At 37.9% G+C, this 19,030-nt stretch carries 18 protein-coding genes and 1 pseudogene; 2 read left to right on the top strand and 17 right to left on the bottom strand.

Annotation, left to right across the window (positions count from 1 at the left end):
* Nucleotides 1–216: 216 nt before the first annotated feature.
* Nucleotides 217–1,959 carry a methyl-accepting chemotaxis protein gene (locus G5W_RS0106825; RefSeq protein WP_010095303.1) on the bottom strand — a complete coding sequence of 581 codons (1,743 nt, stop codon included), beginning with the start codon at nucleotides 1,957–1,959 and terminating at the stop codon, nucleotides 217–219.
* A gap of 337 nt (nucleotides 1,960–2,296) precedes the next feature.
* Nucleotides 2,297–2,734, bottom strand: a complete 438-nt coding sequence (locus G5W_RS0106820) for a hypothetical protein (protein ID WP_138918981.1) — start codon at nucleotides 2,732–2,734, stop codon at nucleotides 2,297–2,299.
* 192 nt (nucleotides 2,735–2,926) lie between these two features.
* On the opposite strand from G5W_RS0106820, the gene G5W_RS0106815 reads away from it, so the two are divergent.
* Nucleotides 2,927–3,388, top strand: a complete 462-nt coding sequence (locus tag G5W_RS0106815; RefSeq protein WP_010095301.1) for a divergent PAP2 family protein — start codon at nucleotides 2,927–2,929, stop codon at nucleotides 3,386–3,388.
* 18 nt (nucleotides 3,389–3,406) lie between these two features.
* Here the strand turns inward: G5W_RS0106815 and G5W_RS0106810 are convergent, their stop codons facing one another.
* The 7 genes from G5W_RS0106810 to G5W_RS0106780 all read right to left on the bottom strand — a co-directional run bounded on the left by G5W_RS0106810 (nucleotide 3,407) and on the right by G5W_RS0106780 (nucleotide 10,367).
* Nucleotides 3,407–3,778: a hypothetical protein gene (locus G5W_RS0106810; RefSeq protein WP_010095300.1), complete on the bottom strand. Its 372-nt coding sequence runs from the start codon at nucleotides 3,776–3,778 to the stop codon at nucleotides 3,407–3,409.
* A 39-nt stretch (nucleotides 3,779–3,817) separates the two neighbouring features.
* Entirely contained in the window at nucleotides 3,818–4,141 is a 324-nt protein-coding gene (locus G5W_RS0106805; protein ID WP_010095299.1) for a hypothetical protein, read from the bottom strand.
* A 250-nt stretch (nucleotides 4,142–4,391) separates the two neighbouring features.
* Nucleotides 4,392–5,462 (bottom strand): ABC transporter permease, encoded by a 1,071-nt coding sequence (locus G5W_RS0106800; RefSeq protein WP_010095297.1) that lies wholly within the window; start codon nucleotides 5,460–5,462, stop codon nucleotides 4,392–4,394.
* A complete protein-coding gene (locus G5W_RS0106795) occupies nucleotides 5,459–6,979 on the bottom strand; it encodes a sugar ABC transporter ATP-binding protein (RefSeq protein ID WP_010095295.1) in 1,521 nt (506 codons plus the stop codon). The genes G5W_RS0106800 and G5W_RS0106795 overlap by 4 nt, the downstream gene beginning before the upstream one ends.
* 141 nt (nucleotides 6,980–7,120) lie before the next feature.
* A complete protein-coding gene (locus G5W_RS0106790; protein ID WP_010095293.1) occupies nucleotides 7,121–8,092 on the bottom strand; it encodes an ABC transporter substrate-binding protein in 972 nt (323 codons plus the stop codon).
* A 247-nt stretch (nucleotides 8,093–8,339) separates the two neighbouring features.
* A complete protein-coding gene (locus G5W_RS0106785) occupies nucleotides 8,340–9,347 on the bottom strand; it encodes a Gfo/Idh/MocA family protein (RefSeq protein WP_010095291.1) in 1,008 nt (335 codons plus the stop codon).
* Nucleotides 9,348–9,386: 39 nt separating this feature from the next.
* The gene (locus tag G5W_RS0106780; protein WP_010095289.1) at nucleotides 9,387–10,367 is read right to left on the bottom strand and encodes a LacI family DNA-binding transcriptional regulator; all 981 of its coding nucleotides are present in this window, start codon (nucleotides 10,365–10,367) and stop codon (nucleotides 9,387–9,389) included.
* Nucleotides 10,368–10,545: 178 nt separating this feature from the next.
* Here G5W_RS0106780 and G5W_RS0106775 point away from each other — a divergent pair, with 178 nt between their 5' ends.
* The gene (locus G5W_RS0106775; RefSeq protein WP_010095287.1) at nucleotides 10,546–11,514 is read left to right on the top strand and encodes a sugar phosphate isomerase/epimerase family protein; all 969 of its coding nucleotides are present in this window, start codon (nucleotides 10,546–10,548) and stop codon (nucleotides 11,512–11,514) included.
* 159 nt (nucleotides 11,515–11,673) lie between these two features.
* On the opposite strand, the gene G5W_RS0106770 is transcribed toward G5W_RS0106775, so the two are convergent.
* From G5W_RS0106770 to G5W_RS0106740, 8 genes and pseudogenes are all read right to left on the bottom strand, one after another.
* A complete protein-coding gene (locus tag G5W_RS0106770) occupies nucleotides 11,674–12,972 on the bottom strand; it encodes a TRAP transporter large permease (protein ID WP_010095285.1) in 1,299 nt (432 codons plus the stop codon).
* Entirely contained in the window at nucleotides 12,969–13,472 is a 504-nt protein-coding gene (locus G5W_RS22720) for a TRAP transporter small permease (protein ID WP_010095283.1), read from the bottom strand. Before G5W_RS22720 ends, G5W_RS0106770 begins: the two co-directional genes overlap by 4 nt.
* A 16-nt stretch (nucleotides 13,473–13,488) precedes the next feature.
* Nucleotides 13,489–14,550, bottom strand: coding sequence for a TRAP transporter substrate-binding protein (locus tag G5W_RS0106760; RefSeq protein WP_420178205.1), 1,062 nt, complete (start codon nucleotides 14,548–14,550; stop codon nucleotides 13,489–13,491).
* Nucleotides 14,551–14,650: 100 nt separating this feature from the next.
* Nucleotides 14,651–14,884 (bottom strand): annotated as a pseudogene (locus G5W_RS24825) (hypothetical protein); the annotation flags it as partial.
* A gap of 103 nt (nucleotides 14,885–14,987) precedes the next feature.
* Complete coding sequence (gene nagE, locus G5W_RS0106755) at nucleotides 14,988–16,445, bottom strand: N-acetylglucosamine-specific PTS transporter subunit IIBC (RefSeq protein WP_010095279.1); 1,458 nt, start codon at nucleotides 16,443–16,445, stop codon at nucleotides 14,988–14,990.
* Nucleotides 16,442–17,278, bottom strand: a complete 837-nt coding sequence (locus G5W_RS0106750) for a PRD domain-containing protein (RefSeq protein WP_010095277.1) — start codon at nucleotides 17,276–17,278, stop codon at nucleotides 16,442–16,444. The genes nagE and G5W_RS0106750 overlap by 4 nt, the downstream gene beginning before the upstream one ends.
* A gap of 33 nt (nucleotides 17,279–17,311) precedes the next feature.
* Nucleotides 17,312–17,800 (bottom strand): PTS sugar transporter subunit IIA, encoded by a 489-nt coding sequence (locus tag G5W_RS0106745; protein ID WP_010095275.1) that lies wholly within the window; start codon nucleotides 17,798–17,800, stop codon nucleotides 17,312–17,314.
* Between the two features lie 233 nt (nucleotides 17,801–18,033).
* Nucleotides 18,034–18,990, bottom strand: coding sequence for an acetamidase/formamidase family protein (locus G5W_RS0106740; protein WP_010095272.1), 957 nt, complete (start codon nucleotides 18,988–18,990; stop codon nucleotides 18,034–18,036).
* Nucleotides 18,991–19,030 lie beyond the last annotated feature (40 nt).

Genomic DNA, 19,030 nt, shown 5'->3' with positions numbered 1-19,030 from the left:
TTACTCCCCACTTTTGTTAAAAAACTTATATATATATCAACTTTAGCTATAATTTTCACTTTCGATAGTCATAGTAAAAAAGAACTATACTACCCAGTATATATACATGTACTAACAAAAATCAATATGATTCTACAAAATATTACATTGGAAATATTTAACCCAGTAATGCTAAAGGTCATAGCTCTAGCTAGAGAGCTATGACCTTATCATAATTTATAATTTAAATTGTCTTACTAATCGATTTAATTCTTCAGCTAATTTAGATAATTGCTCCGAACTACCTGCAACTTCTTCCATAATACTACTCGTTTGTTGTGTAGAAGCAGATGTCTGTTCTACTCCTGCTGCTGATTCCTCAGAAATAGCCGCCATTTCCTCTATGGAAGCACCCATTTTCTGACTGTTCTCTGCAATTTCTGCCAGGTTATCCGATATACTAGTAATATCCTCTACCATGTGGGCTACTGCTTCATTAATAGTCTCAAAGGTTTGACCTGTTGTTTCAATTTGGTTTGTTCCTTCCTGAACTTGATCGTATCCACCACGAAGTGACTCGGTTACGAGACTTGTCTCGTTCTGTATAGTTGATACAATCCTTGTAATATCTGTTACAGAACTAGATACTTGTTCAGCAAGCTTTCGTACCTCATCAGCAACCACAGCAAAACCCTTACCATGTTCACCAGCTCTTGCTGCTTCAATGGCTGCGTTTAATGCTAGAAGATTTGTTTGTTCGGCAACATCTTTAATCACGGTTACCAAATTAGAAATTTGCTGTGACTGTTTCTCTAAACTATCTACTCTTTGTACTGCTTCACGTACAATTTGATTAATTCGTTTCATTTGCTCTGTTGAGCTTAACATTAGTTGATGCCCTTCATTCGTTAAATGTAGAACCTCTTTAGAGTTCTCCCCAACGCTTATTCCTTTACCATTTGCATCTCTTACTTTCATGACAAACGATCCCATTACAGAAGATAATTCACTAGCACTATTGGCCTGCGTTTCTGTTCCAGCCGAAAGCTCTTGCATCGTTGTTGCCACTTGTTCTGATCCTGCTTTTACTTCGTTTGCCGACTGAGTTAATTCCTCACTCTGACTTGTAACCGTTTCAGATACATTTGTCACTTGGGTAATAATAGTACGTAAACTATCTCCCATACCATTGATGGATGCTGCAAGTCGTCCAATTTCATCTTTACCTTCATAATCGATATGTTCTATGGTTAAATCACCTGAAGAGATCTTATCACTTACTTCAACTACTTTGTTTAAATTACGTGATACTACTCTACTAATAACGGCAAATAAAGCTATTCCGATAATTATAGATACAACTAGGGATGATATTTGTACGATAAAAGTGATCCTTTGACTATCCTTAGCTTCGTTTACCGCTATTTCTCTTTCCTTAATGACAATTTCTTTTAGTTTTTCTAATAAGTTAACCATTTCAGTTCTAATTTTATTCGCTTGTCCAACATAATTTTCTGCTTTCACCGTGCTACCTTCTTGAACAGCTGGAACAATGTTACTTTCAAATAAATCATTGAGCAATTTGTCTTGCTCGATAATTTGGTCAAATAGCTCTATCTGTGCTTCTGTATCCATAATTGGTCTTAAAGTTGCTTCTAGCTGGTTGAATTTTTCTCGGCGCTCATTGAATTCATCGATAAGCGCTTCATTTCCTGTAGCCCAATAATTTACAATCCGAATACTTTTTGCTCTTGTTAAAGAACCCATTTCCGTCATTTCAATGGCACGGGCTCCACTCCGCTCTACCTCTGTAACATTGCTGCCTATATTCCCAATTAATATAGCACCAGCACTTGATGATGCACCAAATAATACTAGAATGATCGCGAGAACGATGCCATACTTTCTGCCAATTGTAATATTTTGAAATGATATTTTACCATTTCCTTTTTTCATTGAACCTTGTTTCTTTTTCACCATCACTATCACCTTCCCTAGATAAGTAAAAACAGAAAACCTAGGTACCGCCTTAATGTGAAGTGGTGAAATAGGTTCACAAGTAGTTGGCCCTGGAGTTATACGTTTTTAGTATTACAATCCTATCTAGTTATCAGTCCCTACAAAGAATAGGTCTAAAGACTCAGCATAGGATTTTTGTACTAGATAATACTAGAGCAACGTATTTTAAAAATCAATAGTAAAAGCAAAAATAGGAAGGTTAAATGTATTATAAATTATATGTAGAGGTGCAATTTTTAAATAATTCACTCGAAGTAAAAAACCACTTGCACAACTAGGCAAATGGTTTTCTTTCCGGTTATTTTCTTTTCCGTAAGAATATGGCTGCTGCTGCCACTGCTCCTGCTGCCCCGACATATTTGACGCCTTTAATAGACTTCTGTAGCCAATATCGTCTAATCGATTCCATATCCCGAATGAGATCTGCAATCTCTTCGTATATGTAGCGTCTCTCCATTGGAGTTAGATGTTTTGGTTTTAGATTTGCTGCCAATTGATTGATTTTGATTTGGTATTTCTTCTTATCATTATCCGAAATTCTTGTGCTCTCATGATTAACGGTTTCTAAGAACTGGAGAATCTCAATAGCACGTTTTATCGCGTCGTTTCGTTTGATTAAACTACTAATAAAATTTTCTAATTCCAAATCTCTTAAATCTCCAAGCTGTTCGATTGCCTCGATAATTTCCTCATTAAACCCCTCAGGATGAACATCAAGTCTGTTTCTTTTTCTCATTGCCATCACCCTATAAAGTAGTAAGAATCCTTCACTTATCATACAACATTTCCCATAAAAAGTGATGTTTATTTTCATTACAAATATATTTCAAATAAATAGCGTTTTTTCATTAAAAAAGGTTAATACGAAACTTATCAAGCACATAATCTAACATCATTATGCACAAGATTATGTTGAGGTGGTTTTATGTTGAATCGTGCCATGACAACGGCATTAATTGGAATTGGTGCAGCACAATTTTTAAAGGTTCCATTGCATTACAAGGAAACTGGTATCTGGGATTGGAAAAAAATGTTCGGCTCTGGCGATATGCCAAGCTCCCACTCAGCAGCTGTTACTTCCTTATCCAGTTATATTGGGTTTAAAAATGGTTTCTCATCGATGGACTTTGGAATTAGTAGTATTTTTAGCTTAATCGTGATGTATGATGCTATGGGAATACGATGGCAGGCTGGTCAAACAGCCATTGCGGTTAATGATATGTATGAGGAGTTAGAGAAATTAGCAGAGCAGCATCCAGGATATACATATCGGAAACGAGAAAAGGAGCTTAAAGAAATGCTTGGTCATATGCCAGTTGAGGTTATTGGCGGGGCTGCTCTTGGTATTCTCATTGGTGCAGTTAGTCATATGCTGGAAAGAGAAGACTAGACCATAGAGTCCCTGCTTTTAGGGACTCTCTTCTTGTCGCAAACGTATAATCTTTGTTGCTATTACCTCTCTTTTCTTCACATCTTTTCCGAGCATTTGTCTTTTAGAAAGCGTAACGGATACGGCATCCCCTAACTCTAGGTTATGGAAAGACAATATATCACCATTCCCATTCGTAATCATCGTCTCATCAGATAGCTGAACTCTACAAACATATCCAAGGTCATCTCTAGCACCAAAATCTAGGACTGGGCAATCAATTAGGAGATGACCATTACTTTCTATCTCTGCAATACTTCCTTTAAATGATAAGATACTTAAGGTGTAATAGATTAACAGAGGAATAAATACAATAGGCAGAAAAACGGAAGCTATTTTTACTTTTTTCATCTTCCCCTCCCCTAATTCACCCACCAAATATTTTATTTACTATATGTTCCTTTTGGATTTCACAAGACGATTAACACCCATCAATAAGAAAAGCGCACTCAGAATCCAAAATACACCGGCAACCCCCATATTAAAGGATGCTTCCTCTGATCCAAATCCCGTTTGGGCTTCAATCGTATTAATAGATAAAAGTAAATTATACCCTGCAACAGAAAATAGAAGGATATAAACGATAAAATTAATAAACGATCTCGTATCATATTTATACCTAATCCATATCCCAATAAATAAAATCAACTGTAATCCTATCCCAAACCCGAACCCCCAATTTAACATCTCATAGACTTCTTCTTCTAGAAACATACCATAACTCCTTTTGTCCCACTTTATATTATCATTTAAATATTAACATAAAATTCTGATACCTATCTAACCATTATTTAATTTATGAAGTTGGCAAGTACTCAAAAATAATAAAAGATCACCACTATTTTGCTAGTCTCCTATCAAGAGAAAGCAAAATAGATGGTGACCGTTAATGATGATCCTTTATAGAATCTCTGTACCCTTTTTGTTCGCATGGAGAATAAACAGGCATCGCTATCCACATTCTCTAAGCAGTCTTTTCTTTTCGTTGCAATAATACAGCGACAATGACAATTACTCCTTTAAAAGCTTCCCTTAAAAATGGAGGGACACCAAACAGATTAAGTAGGTTATTCATAACTGCGATAATCAACATTCCGTACACTGTACCTAGAATAAACCCTCTACCACCTAACATATTCGTTCCTCCGACAACTGCAGCAGCTATCGCATCCATTTCCATTCCTCTTCCAGCATTAGAGAAATCCATTGAACCGATACGTGATACTTGAATTATTGCAGCAACTGAGACTAATAGCCCCATTAATGCATATACACGTAGCTTCACTTTTTCAACCTTTACACCGGAAAGCTTGGCTGCTTTTTCATTTGAACCAACTGCAATAATCTGTCTACCAAATGTTGTACGTTTGGACACATAGTAAAGAATGATTGCAATGATAATCCAATAAACTATTGGCATAATCATGAAGCTACCAATCTTAAAACTTGAAATTTGTAAGAACTCGGCAGGAACTGATGTATTATATCCCTGAGTAAAGTGTTGTGTAACACTTCGAAAAATCATCATTGCTCCTAATGTAGCAATAAACGGGGGAACCATCCCTTTCGTAATAGACACTCCAATGAGAGCACCTAATAAATATCCAAATCCTAGTACAAGAACAATAGTAAGCAAAATTGCTGGAATTCCAGTGATTCCGACAGAACCTAGTATTCCTTGTGCACCTGTATCCAAGAGATACATAGCAAATGCACCTGTAATAACTAAGGTAGACCCTACAGAAAGGTCGATTCCTCCAGTCATAATAACCAATGTCATTCCAAGTGCCACAATTCCAACACCAGCATTATTTCGTAAAATATTAATCCAGTTGTTCGTCCATGCTTGGAGCCATTCACCAAATGATCCATAATCAAAGCCAAGGGTAATCGTTTGTAGCACTACCATAATCATGAGTGCGATTAGAATACTGAATAACGGGTCCTTAGACCATTTATTTTTAAACCATCCTAAAAAGGTCGTCTTTCCCATTTCCGTTTTTTGTTCGATAGTAGGTTTTAAAATTGGTTTCATATTTGGTGTACTCCCTTCTCTTCACCAAGTCCTCCGCCAGTAGCCAAGTGCATAATGGTTTGTTCATTCATCTGCTCATTATTTAATTCGCCCTGAATAGCACCATGGTACATGACTAGCGCCCTGTCACACACTCTAATAATTTCCTGTGCTTCACTTGATAGCACAACAATAGCTATACCCTCTTCTGCCAATTGCAAAATAATATCGTAAATATCTTCCTTTGCACCAACATCGACACCCTGTGTGGGATTATCTAGAATCAACACTTTTGGATTCGCTGCCAACCATTTCGCCAGAACTACCTTTTGTTGATTACCACCTGATAAACTCGTGATACTATCTGTAATACTCCCCATTTTTATCCGCAAAGCTTTTCGATGTTCTTCAAACGTCTCTTCGTGTTTACGACTATTAATAATTCCTCGCTTCGTAAACATGGGCCACGTAGTAATCGAAGCGTTCTCCATTATATTCATATCTTTAATGATGGCATTTTCTTTTCGATTACGTGGGAGGTAAGCAATTCCATTTTCTATAGCTTCATATGTATTTTTAATTACTATCTGCTTACTATTTAAATACACTCTCCCTGACTGATATTTTTCTGCGCCAAAGATTGCCTGAAATAATTCGCTTCTACCATCCCCAAGTAATCCTGTTATTCCAACAATTTCACCGGCATTAATCGCAAGATGGATATCTCTAAAGTAATAAGGATGGGATAAATCTTCTACTCGCAATATTTCTTGAGAGGTCTGACTTGTCTCTCTATTCCTTCTTAGAGACTCAGTTCTAACGTCGAATCCAACCATATAATTGGCCAAGTCTCGTTTTGAAACATTCCTTACATCCCCCTCAGCCACTAACACACCATCCCTTAGTACAATGTATCGGTTACAGATTTCCATCACTTCATTTAACTTATGAGAAATAAAGATGATTCCTACATCATGTTCCTTTAATGTTCTCATCATGTTAAAAACTCGTTCAATCTCAGAATCAGTTAAAGATGTCGTAGGTTCATCCATTATTATAAGTGTGGCATTCATCATCATCGCCCGGCAAATTTCTACGATTTGCTTATAAGAAGCATCTAACTCCCCAACCATTGTTTCTGGATCCAAATCAATGTTCATCCTTTTAAAGATTTCTGTTGTCTTGTTATACATTTTCTTTAAATCCAGACTACCTCGCTTTGTTTTAATTTCTCTACCTAGAAACATATTCTCATAGATTGGTAAATCGTTAATCAGATTTAATTCTTGGTGAATAAAAGCTATTCCAGCTTCCATAGCGTGAATAGGATTGTGAATATCAACTTCCACCCCATCAATAAAGATAGATCCTGCGTCAGCTGACACTACACCCCCAAGAATGTTCATTAATGTCGATTTACCTGCGCCATTCTCTCCGAGTAATGCACATATTTCTCCACCCTGAATCGAAAATGATACATCTTTTAACACATCGTTGTTCCCAAAGGATTTACGAATATTATTCATTTCTACTTTCATGCAATCACTTCCAAGCACTATAGATTTAATTTCATAACAACTAATGGTCGCTACTAACTAGTACGAACATCATCAATTTGATCGCATTCTTTAGAAAAAAGGGGCTATAGCCATGCCATAACCCTTCACATTCATCTCGAATTAGTAAGGAGAACCTGAATCTAGGAATTCTTCATGATTCTCTCTATCAACTACCGTAGTTGGGATGATAATTTCAGCATCTACCTCTTCACCATCTAGAATCTTTACCGCTGTGTCTACAGCATCTTTTACCATAGCAGGGCTATATAATGCAGATTGAATCCAGATTTCTTCATTTTCTGGCATCATTTTGAAATATTCTTGCATACCACCACCACCAGTTACTACCTTGATATCATCTCTTCCTGCTTCATCAATTGCTTGTAATACACCTATTGAGGTTTCATCATCTAAGGAGTATACAGCATCAATTTGATCAAGACTTGTTAAGATATCAGCGAAATCCGCTAATCCATCTTCTCGTGTAAATTTTGTTGCATATGTGTGGATTTTCATGTCTGGGGCAATCTCTGCAATCGTATCCATAAACCCGGCTGTTCGCAGTTCAGAAACTGACCCTGCTGATGGAACTTCTAACACGACAACATTACCTTCTGTGCCAATTTTTTCAGTAATGTAGTTAGCACCTTGCACACCCATGTCGTAGTTATCACCAGCGACGCGATATACACCATCTACATCGATAACAATATCAAAGTTAACTATTTCAATACCTTCGTCCATTGCTTGTTGAATTGGTATCTCCATGCCTTCCCATTGAGGAAATGCTACAATTACTTCCGCTCCCCATGTTTTCAAATCATCTAGCTGGGAGGTCATTTCGGAAGCATTACTACTCGTATGAATTTGATACTCAATTTTATCTGACAATTCCTTCGCACGGGCTTCTGCATGATAAGCAACAGCTGCAACCCAACCATGGGTTACTGCAGGAGCTAGAATCCCAACTTTATACTTTTTGCCAGATTCACCTGAATCTCCATCATCACTTGATGTATTCGTTGATCCACATGCTGCAACTACGGCCATAACTAATACTAGTAAGACGAACAAACCCATAAACTTTTTCACTTTAAAACCTCCTTGTTTTTCATCATAATTCTAAAAAAATGAATCTAAATGGTTTGATTTCTATATACTGTTGCTTTCACTTCTTATGACTATGGGAGGAAACTGTTAAGAAAGCGTTATCATTATTAGCGATTATATTTAATGCTAGTTGATTACAACTAGCTAACTACCAAAATCTTACTACCAAAACCAACATCCATAAAAAATGAATACGAGTATTTTATGTATTTCATTCTAAAATGGATATTTACGATATATTGAGTAGCTTCTCTACTACCTTTAATGAAGCTATTGCTTCGCTACTACTAATTGGGGATTCCTTTTCATTAACAATACAATCAATAAAAGCATCAATAATACCAGTACTTGTTTGGTTATCATTCGTTTGGATATTCTCCAATTCAAATTTCAACACGGTTCCATCCCTTTTCTCTAGAAGGAGTGGTGATCCTTGATGATAGATTTTGAGAATACCTTCCCGGCAATATATTGTAGTGGAATTATCCTCTTCTCCATAATATGTCCACGAAAAAGACGCTGTCCCCAGCCTACCTTTTTTGGTTTTGAGCGCACAAACTGCATTATCCGGAACCTCAATAGACTTGCCATTTTCATCCACCTTATCGAGAGCACCGTAAAATCCATGTACTTCCTCGATTTCATCATTTAGTAACCAATGAATTAGGTCTATCTTATGAATTCCCAAATCTCCTATAACCCCCGAGTACGAACGATCCTTCTTAAAAAACCACGTAGCATTGGATTTTGTAATACCCCAGTTTTCTGGCCCCTCATGGCCAAAAGTTGTTTTAAACGTAAGAACCTCGCCAAGTTCTTGTTTTTCTATCAGTTCTTTTGCTTTCTGATGTGCTGCTGTAAACCGTTGATTATGATCAATCATTAAAATCTTACCGGATTTACGTTCAGCCTCAGCCATTTCCTCAGCATACTTAACGCTAATAGCAATTGGCTTTTCACATAGGACATGTTTCCCACTTAATAAGGCCCTCGTCGTATTGATATGGTGTGATTCATTAGAAGAACAGTCACTTATAGCGATAATAGAGGGATCATGGAGTAATTCTTCAAGCGTTTTAACAGCACGTCCTCCAAATTCCTTAGCTAGCTTCTCAGCCCGCTCAATAGACCTGTCATAAAAGATGATGTCTTGAACATGAGGATTGTCCCTATACTCAGGAGCGTGACGAAGACGAGTAATGGAGCCGCAGCCAATAATACCAACGTTAAACTTCACAAGATGAACCTCCTAGCTATTATTTTGATGGTAGTTAACTTAAATCATCGTGGATTCTCGTATGATTAGTTCATGTTCCAACACGATGTTCTCTACCTTAACGCCTTTAATACTACTGATAAGCATTTCAACTGCATGACATCCCATATTATACATGGGCTGTGATACTGTTGTTAGAGTTGGGTTAGTCATACTAGAAAAACTAATATTGTCAAAACCTACAACTGCAATTGGTGTTGTTGATTCCATATTAATGACTTTTAAAGCACCTATCGCTAGGGTGTCAGATACAGCAAACACTGCAGTTGGCTTATTATCTTCTTGGAGTAGCACACGCATTGCGTGTACACCGTTCTGGAAATCAAGACCTTTCGTGTGATAAATCAAATTCTCTCTAACAGGGAGACCAAATTCCTCTAATGCACGTTCATAGCCAGCACGTCTTTGTCTAGCATAAAGAAACTTTTCATCAGAAGTTATTAATGCAATTCGCTCATTCCCTAATTTAATCAGATGTTTGACTGCTTGGTAGGCAGCTAATTCGCTATCAACTGTAACGTACGGAATGCAGCCACCCTCCTCATATTCACTACAAAGTATAATTGGATGCTCCTCGTACAGCTCGTTAAGTTTCTTCATATTAATGGTTGGATCCATCGAAATTACGCCATCAGCAAGTTTGTTTTTGACCATATTAAAGTAAATATTTTCTCTTTCTGGTTTAGAATCTGTTTCGCAAAGCAGTATATGATAATCATTTGCGATTGCTGTATTCTGAATTCCGTTTATGATTTCAGAGTAAAATGGGTTTGATATACTCGGTAATAGCACAAGTAAGAGACGACTCTCCGAATTTCTAAGATTTCTACCAAGCATACTTGGTGCATATTTTAGTTCTTGTATGGCTTCCTCGACCTTACTTCTCGTTTTTGACGAGACAGAATTAGAGTTATTTAATACTCTGGACACTGTTGCGACTGAAACTCCCGCCCTTTTAGCGATTTGTTGGATATTTGCCATGATGGTACCTACCTTTAGTATTCTAAACTTTCCATTACAAAGTACATAAATGTAATCGATTACAATTAGATTGTAATTTTGTAAGAATTATTTGTCAATACCAAATTAATATATTATTATAATAACTATAATTATTTTGAATTATAATTGTAATGGATTACATTTTAGGAGGGGTTACATGAAACTAGGAGTATTTAGTGTCTTATTTTCCGAAAAGAGCCTAGAGGATATGTTAGATCATGTTTCAGCCAAGGGTATTGAAGCTGTTGAGTTAGGCACAGGGGGCTATCCGGGAAATGCACACTGTCAAATTGATGGCTTACTCAGTAGACCTGATAAACAGAAGGAATTTTTAAACAAAATTGAAAGTAAAGGATTAATTGTAAGCGCTTTAAGCTGCCATTGTAATCCATTACATCCACAAAGGGCCATTGCAGAAGAAGCTGATAACTTAATTACTAATACTATCAAGTTAGCCAGTCAGCTTGGGATTCCAGTAGTAAATACATTCTCAGGATGCCCAGGGGACCATGAAAATGCAAAATATCCAAATTGGCCAGTATCACCATGGCCAAATGAATATCAAGAAATTTTAAAATGGCAATGGGAAGAAAAGATTATTCCTTATTGGAAAGAAAAAGCAGCATTTGCTGAGAAACATCATGTTAAAATAGGGCTTGAATTGCACGGTGGTTTTTCTGTACATACACCTGCGACATTATTACGGTTAAGAGAGGCCTGTGGTGCTGCAATTGGAGCTAATTTGGATCCAAGTCATATGTGGTGGCAGGGAATTGACCCTATCGAAGCAATAAAAATATTAGGAAGAGAAAATGCTATTCATCACTTTCACGCGAAAGACACGATTATTGATCAGCCTAACGTAAATAAAAATGGACTAACAGACATGACTCCTTATTCCGATATGCAAAATCGTGCTTGGTATTTCCGTACAGTCGGTTTTGGTCATGGTACAAAAGATTGGGCTGATATGATTAGTTTGCTAAGACTTTATGGGTATGACTATGTCGTTAGTATTGAGCATGAGGACGGACTAATGTCAATTGATGAAGGATTTACAAAAGCGATTGAAACATTGAAACCAGTAATGGTAACGGAGTCAATTGAAGGAATGTGGTGGACTTGATTTTTTTTGCTATAAGTGTTCCTTACTTCAATACTTCAGCTTTATTTAGAGGATGATTGTAAACACCATCGGTTTATTTTAGAAGCATAAAAAAGCGGTCACCCCATGATTTACCTCTTATCATAAAGAGAGGCTTTCATGGAAACAGTGACCGTATTTTTATTTCATTAGCTCAGGTAAAAATAAAACGATATCAGGGAAGGTGACGATTAATATTAGACACAAGACCATCATCATAAGCATCGGAATGACTCCCTTGAAAATACGTCCTGCCGGAATGTTGGTAACACCGCTTATGATATAAACACTTAGCCCCATTGGTGGAGTTAACAACCCAATATTCATAACTAATATCATAACTACCCCAAACCAGACACCATCAAAACCTAACATCGTTATCAATGGATAGACGACTGGTAGGGTCAATACGAAGATTGCAATGCCTTCTAAAAATAACCCTAATATGAAATACACGACTAGAATAAGCGCTAATATTGCCATAGCTGGTAATGCTAAATCAGATACAAATTGTGTAATCTTCACTGGGATCGTACTCAGTGCTAAAAATTTACTAAATATGTCTGCTCCAATAATGATAAAGAATATCGAGGCCGTTAAACGGGTTGTTTCACTTAGTGACTTTTTAAAATCTTCGAAGCTTAACCTTCTTGTCAAAACAGTTAATAAGAATGCCCCAAAAGCACCTACTCCACCTGCTTCTGTTGGGGTAAAATATCCATAGTAAATACCACCAATACTTAAGCCAAACAAAAGTAAAAACGGCCAAACATAGGTTAGCGATTTTATTTTAACCGAGAGTGGTTTCTTTTCTGTTACAGGTGCAAGGCTTGGTTTTCTCCAAGCGATGATGTAAATCATAATCATAAAGAGTATCATCTGGAGAATTCCCGGTACTAAGCCTGCTATTAACAACTTTCCAATTGGCTCCATTGTCAAAATCCCATATAGAACCAGAATAACACTTGGAGGAATTAAGATGCCGAGCGTTCCACCTGCTGCAACTGACGAGGTGGACAATGTATCGTCATAGTTATATTTTTTCATTTCCGGAAGAGATATTCTTGCCATTGTTGCAGTTGTTGCGTTAACGGAACCAGAGATTGCTGAAAATAGGGCACTTGTTCCGATCGTTGTCATTGCAAGACCACCCTTAATATTTCCTATCCAAGCGTCTACGGCTGTGTACAAATCCCGGCCAAAGCCACTATACGATAGAAACATTCCCATTAAAATAAACAATGGAATGACACTTAGAGAATAAGAGCTAGCCGTTGAAAATGGTGTGGTTCCGAGTTGAACGAAAGCTGCATCCCAGTCACGAATTGCAGCAAGTCCAACCGTACCAATCACAATCAAAGATACGGCAACTGGGACTCGTATCATAAATAACACTAGTAATGCAATGATACCAATAATACCAATTATTTCTGGGCTCATGACTTCTTCACCACCAATCTTATGTAGGTAATCGCCTTAAAGATTGCGGTAAACATAAATACCATTAAGGTCAGAGCAATTAGAAATAGAAATGGGTATAGTGGAATAGCTAAATCAGTTGTAGTGGAATGACGCTCCATCATCCGTAATCCATTGTCAAATATATTGGTAGCCATTAAGAAAAGTACGATGGAAATTATCATCTCAACCGCTGCAAGGATAAGATTTCTTAGCTTCTCTGAAAAGCGCTCTACTAGAAAGTCTATTGTTATGTGGTCTCCTACCCGATGTGTGACCGCCAGTGCAAAAAATACGAGTAATGCAGAACTGAGTTCGGTCATTTCATAAGTCCCTTTTAATGGGTTATGAAAGAAGTTTCTACCGATAACGTCGATGGTAATAATAGCCATCATAAAGAGTAGTGCCCCATTAGCAACCCATTGCTGAAACACTTCAATCCGCTTTAACATTTCTTCTGGTACTGTAAATAGTTTTGACATCACTTGTCACCCTGCCTTACTTCCCACTTAATTCAACTGCTCTATCATATACTTCTTGGCCAGGCAATCCTTTTCCATTCACATTATTAATCCAATTTTCAATGGTAGGATTAATAAATTCACTCCACTCTTCCAACTCTGTATCAGAAAGCTCATAGATCTCCACACCTTTTTCCTTTGCTTGCTCAATAGCTTCCGCACCGAACTGATCAAACACCTCTCCAGTCTTCTTTGCCATTCTCTCTCCTGCAAGATCCATAATGGTTTCTTGGTCTTCTTCACTTAATTGATTAAATGCTTCCTCATTCATGACAACAAACATAGTAGTGGAATAGAAGTTTCCGACTGTCGCATAATTGATCACTTCATCTAGTCCCCAAGTCTTTACCGCTTCCCAAGGAGCAATTGTTCCATCTACAACACCACGCTCCAATGCCTCAAAGTTTTCATTCATTGGCATCGATACCGGTGTTGCACCGAGAGCTTCCAACCATTCACTTGTTTCTGGCGATGGAGAGCGGATTTTCATTCCTTTTAGGTCTTCCAGGCTTTTTACTGGCTTATCAACCGTGTAAAGCTGTCCAGGGTCTGTCGTATACAACCATAGTGGAACCGTTCCCTCATATTCCGCTTTAAACTCATCAAATTCATTCATCAATTTCATGAGATTCTCTGAACCAGAAACAGCTGTCTTCGCCATAAACGGTAATTCCATAACAGAGGTTAATGGAAATTCTCCAGGCGTATAGCCATTAACACTTAATGCAAAATCAACCGATCCAGTAGCCGCAGCATCGAAATGTTCATCCGGTTCGGCCAAGGCGGCACCAGGATAAGAAGTAATTTTAATTCGGCCATCTGTCTTCTCTTCTAGTTCACTAGCAAATGCCTGAATCTCTTCCTCCATAAAATGTGTTGGAGGGAAAAAATGTGAGAAGTCTAACTCATGCACTTCTCCATCTGAGCTTGCAGATTTCCCTCCACCACTACATGCTGCTAGAAACAAGATGCCAATTCCTACAATGAGTACATAAAATAGCTTACTGCAGTTTGGTAAAGCCTTCTTCAATGTGACCACTCCCTATCATTCTTTTAAAGGAAAACGCTTACATTGATGTGTACTTTTAATGCCCTTGTCTATGTATAATCATATATTATTTGAAATATGATTTCAATTATTATTTTGAATATTTAGTAAATATGGTGTGAGGGGTTAAGGTGTGTAGTAGTGGGACTATGTTTTCGGGCGAGGGACTATATTGTGCGCTAGTGGGACTATGTTTTCCGAACGAGGGACTATACTGCGCGCTAGTGGGACTATGTTTTCCGAACGAGGGACTATATTGTGCGCTAGTGGGACTATGTTTTCCGAACGAGGGACTATATTGTGCGCTAGTGGGACTATGTTTTCCGAACGAGGGACTATATTGTGCGCTAGTGGGACTATACCTTACAAAAGAAAGACTATGTAAAAAAGCCCTCTGGAGAAATCCTTCTCCCTGAGGGCATTATTAATTATTTTTTCAGTTTCGCCATTTCATCTGCAACAAATTGTACATTTGTACCGACAACAACTTGAATGTTATGCTTATCAATAACATTAATTCCAGGTACACCAGTTGCTTTAATTTTCGCTTGATTAACTTTATCCATATCTTTCACTTCAAGACGAAGGCGTGTTGTACAGTTATCAAGTGATGTAATATTTTCGTTTCCACCTAGACCTTCAATAATCTGTTCAGCCATAGTAGAGAACTGTGCTTTCTTTCCTCCAGCTTCCCCTACATTACTACCCTCTGCTTCTTCAATCATTTCATCATCCTCACGACCAGGAGTCTTCAGATTAAATTTCGTAATTAAGAAACGGAATAACACATAGTAAATTACTGCGAAGACTAAACCTTGTACGATTAACATGTAAGGCTCATTCGCAAGTGGTAATCTGAAGCTTAAGAAAAGGTCTACGAAACCAGCACTAAAGCCGAATCCCGCTGTCCACTGGAATGTTGCTGCAATAAACAGGGAAATACCTGTTAAAGCCGCGTGTACAACATATAATGCTGGAGCTAAGAACATGAATGAAAATTCTAGTGGTTCTGTAACCCCTGTGAAGAATGCTGCAACTCCAGCCGCTAATAATAATGATGCAGCTTGCTTTTTGCGTTTTGTTTTAGCTGTATGGTACATTGCTAGGGCCGCTGCCGGTAGACCAAACATCATAATCGGGAAGAACCCTGCTTGGTACATACCAGTTACACCTTTTTCACCATTTCCAGACCAGAAATTACCGATATCGTTAATACCAGCAACATCAAACCAGAATACCGAATTCAAGGCGTGGTGCAATCCTGTTGGAATCAGAAGTCGATTAAAGAATCCGTATAATCCTGCTCCACTAGCACCTAATCCAACAATTGCCTCGGCGAATGATACGAGCCAACCATATACGATAGGCCATAAAAAGAATAAAATTACGGACACGACAAGCATTGCTGCTGAAGTCATAATAGGCACTAAACGCTTCCCACTGAAGAATGCTAATGCATCAGGTAATTGAACTTCACTAAAGCGGTTGAACATGTTGGCAGCTACTAAACCAGATATAATACCTACGAATGCATTTTCAATATTACTAAACGCTGCATCTACCGCATCTACTTCAATCCCTTGTAGCATTGAAACTGAATCTGGAGCTAGTAGTGTCGTCGCTACTAAATATCCGACTAAACCACTTAATGCTGCAGATCCATCCTTCATTTTGGCCATCCCTAGAGCGACACCCACCGCAAATAATATCGGGATATTATTAATAATAGATTCACCGGCTTTAATCAGGAATGCCGCAACAGGGTTTCCAGATCCCCAACCATCGGGATCAATCCAGTACCCGATCCCCATTAATATCGCTGCTGCTGGTAATACTGCAACCGGTAACATTAATGAGCGCCCTAGACGTTGAAGATATTTCATCATAATGTTTTCCTCCTACTGTTGTTTTTTATTCTTTCGATGTGAAGTGTAATGTATCCAAGCTCTTCATCGGGTAAAACAATCCCATGAATTTCTGATAACTCTTTGTTTACCTTTTCTGCACAACGATAAGAATTCTCGAATTTTCGTTTAATCATGGTGAGCATTTCCTCATCCATCGATTCAGAAGAATCATTTTTTGATCTTGACAATGCAAAACGAAGATGAGTAATTAATCGTTCATAGGATAAATCATTTTCGTCCATTGTTATTCCAAGATACTCCTGAATACTATCAACCATGCTCTTGAGGATGGAGGTTTGCCGAATCGTATCCTTTAAATCACCTCCTTTAATTTTCATGGTATGAAGGTGCATAGCAATAAAAGCAGCTTCATCCATTGGTAGGTTAATCGTTAATTTTTCATTGATATATTGAACTGCCCAAGTCCCAATAGCAAATTCTGCTGGATATAGAATCTTTATTTCATGTAGCAAACGATTTTTTACATCCAACCCTTGCTTATGACGAGATATTGCAAAGGAAAGGTGATCACTCAGTGCAAGATAAATATGATCATTAAGTTTTGTACTTAGCTGCTTTTCAGCATATGTAATAATTCCCTCTGCCAAAATAAAGTGCTCTTCTGGTATCCGCTCAAGAAGTTGATACAGCTTTTCGTTTTCTTTTAACGTAAACAGCTTCTCAATCTTTTGCGGGTTAATCGTGTCATTTTTTCCTTTTTCATATGCAACCCCGGCACCAATTGCGATCTTTTCTTCCCCTTTATCCATGATGATGACAGCATTATTGTTTAATATCTTCTTTATCTTCACACCTTCACCTCCCTTATTTAGATTTGCCATTACTTAATTAACATGAAATAGTACAGTTTCTCCAGCTTTCCCGTTTGTTTCAGCAGTTTGGTTATAGGTTTTATTAGAGGTACTGCTATTTGTTATCACTACTGGTGAGATAATGTCATTTGCGTTTTCCTGAATATAAGCTAAGTCAAAGTCCATAAGAGCTTGACCTACTTGAACTTTATCCCCAACACCTACATGTACCTGGAAACCCTCACCGTTTAATGCAACTGTTTCAAGTCCAACATGAATTAGTATTTCCGAGCCATCCTCCGCTAATAGACCTATCGCATGCTTAGTCGGAGCAACCTGTATAATTTCGCCATTAACTGGAGCAACCACTTTTCCTTCTGTAGGAATAATTGCAGCACCTTCTCCCATCATCTTTTGGCTAAAGACAGGGTCAGGTACTTTTTCAATACTTACAATATCACCTGTAATTGGTGAAACAATCGTTGATTCTTCCTTTGATTTATTGAATAATTTTTTAAACATATTCCAAAACCTCCTGAGTCGATTCTTTTTATGTATTATCTGCAGGATACAGGTGAATTACCCAAAATAGAATGAAAATAAACAGGCATGGCGAAACGAAAGGTAGAAGAATCCTTCTCCTCATCGTTATCACCATGCCTGATCGAATCAGTAACATGTGATCCATATTCATTTATCACTAATATATTATCATTCATTATGGTGTGTTGCAATATGGAGAAAAACTTCGAATTCTATCGAAATATAGCCTTCGGTAGAAACGCAGACACTAGCCAATTTGGCGCATCCACGATTTCACTAATTCGTAAATCAACGGCTACACTACATAGCATATAGGCTTCTTGTTCATTCATACGATAAATATCTACTAAGTATTCAATCATGTAACGGATTGCATTCCGAGATGCTTCTACTAAGTCTTCTCCATGACCTGTGGTCACATAATACCCTTTACTATCGGCTTCAGGAGTTGGCGGCCCAGGTATTTCGTATCTTGGCTCAGCAATTGTTTTTCCTTTGTGTAATGTAAATCTTACCGTTGTTTCCATTGATGCTTCAATTGCAGTTCCACATACCTCCCCATCACCCTGTGCTGCGTGTGTGTCCCCTATCGAGAATAGTGCTCCTTCTACGAATACAGGTAGATACAACTTAGTGCCTTGGGTGAGATGGCGAATATCCATATTTCCTCCATTTTTTCGAGGGGGTACAATACTGTGATTGCCAGGCTCGGGTAAGGCTAAGCCAATTGTACCCGGGAACGGTTTAATAAATAAATCAATACCATGAAGAAATTCTGCTTTGTTTCGGTCCTTTAAATCAAACGTCTTAATAGCTGGGTTCTTGAATTCTTCTGCAAGGAGTCCAAATCCAGGTATAATTGCAGTCCAGCCCCAATCTAGCTGTCGAAAATCTAACATCTCTATTTCCAATGTATCTCCAGGCTCTGCACCTTTTATATAGATTGGTCCTGCGACAGGATTTACCTTTTCAAAGTCGAGCTTTGCTACATCCTCATGCTTGGAGTGTTTCGTAAATTGACCACCAGATGCCTCTGTAATCTCATATGTAATAATCTGTCCCGAATCTACCTCGGCAATAGGTTCTAAAGAATTATCCCATCCATGATGACTGTGCGAATGAAAGTCATGGATGGTAGTATATGGATGATGATGGTGGTGAATCGTCATAGTTTTTCTCTCCCCTCCGATATATTATGACTATTATATA

It is taken from the genome of Ornithinibacillus scapharcae TW25, assembly GCF_000190475.1.
In the GTDB taxonomy this organism is placed as follows: domain Bacteria; phylum Bacillota; class Bacilli; order Bacillales; family Amphibacillaceae; genus Ornithinibacillus; species Ornithinibacillus scapharcae.
This window is presented reverse-complemented; position numbering and strand designations above follow the sequence as displayed.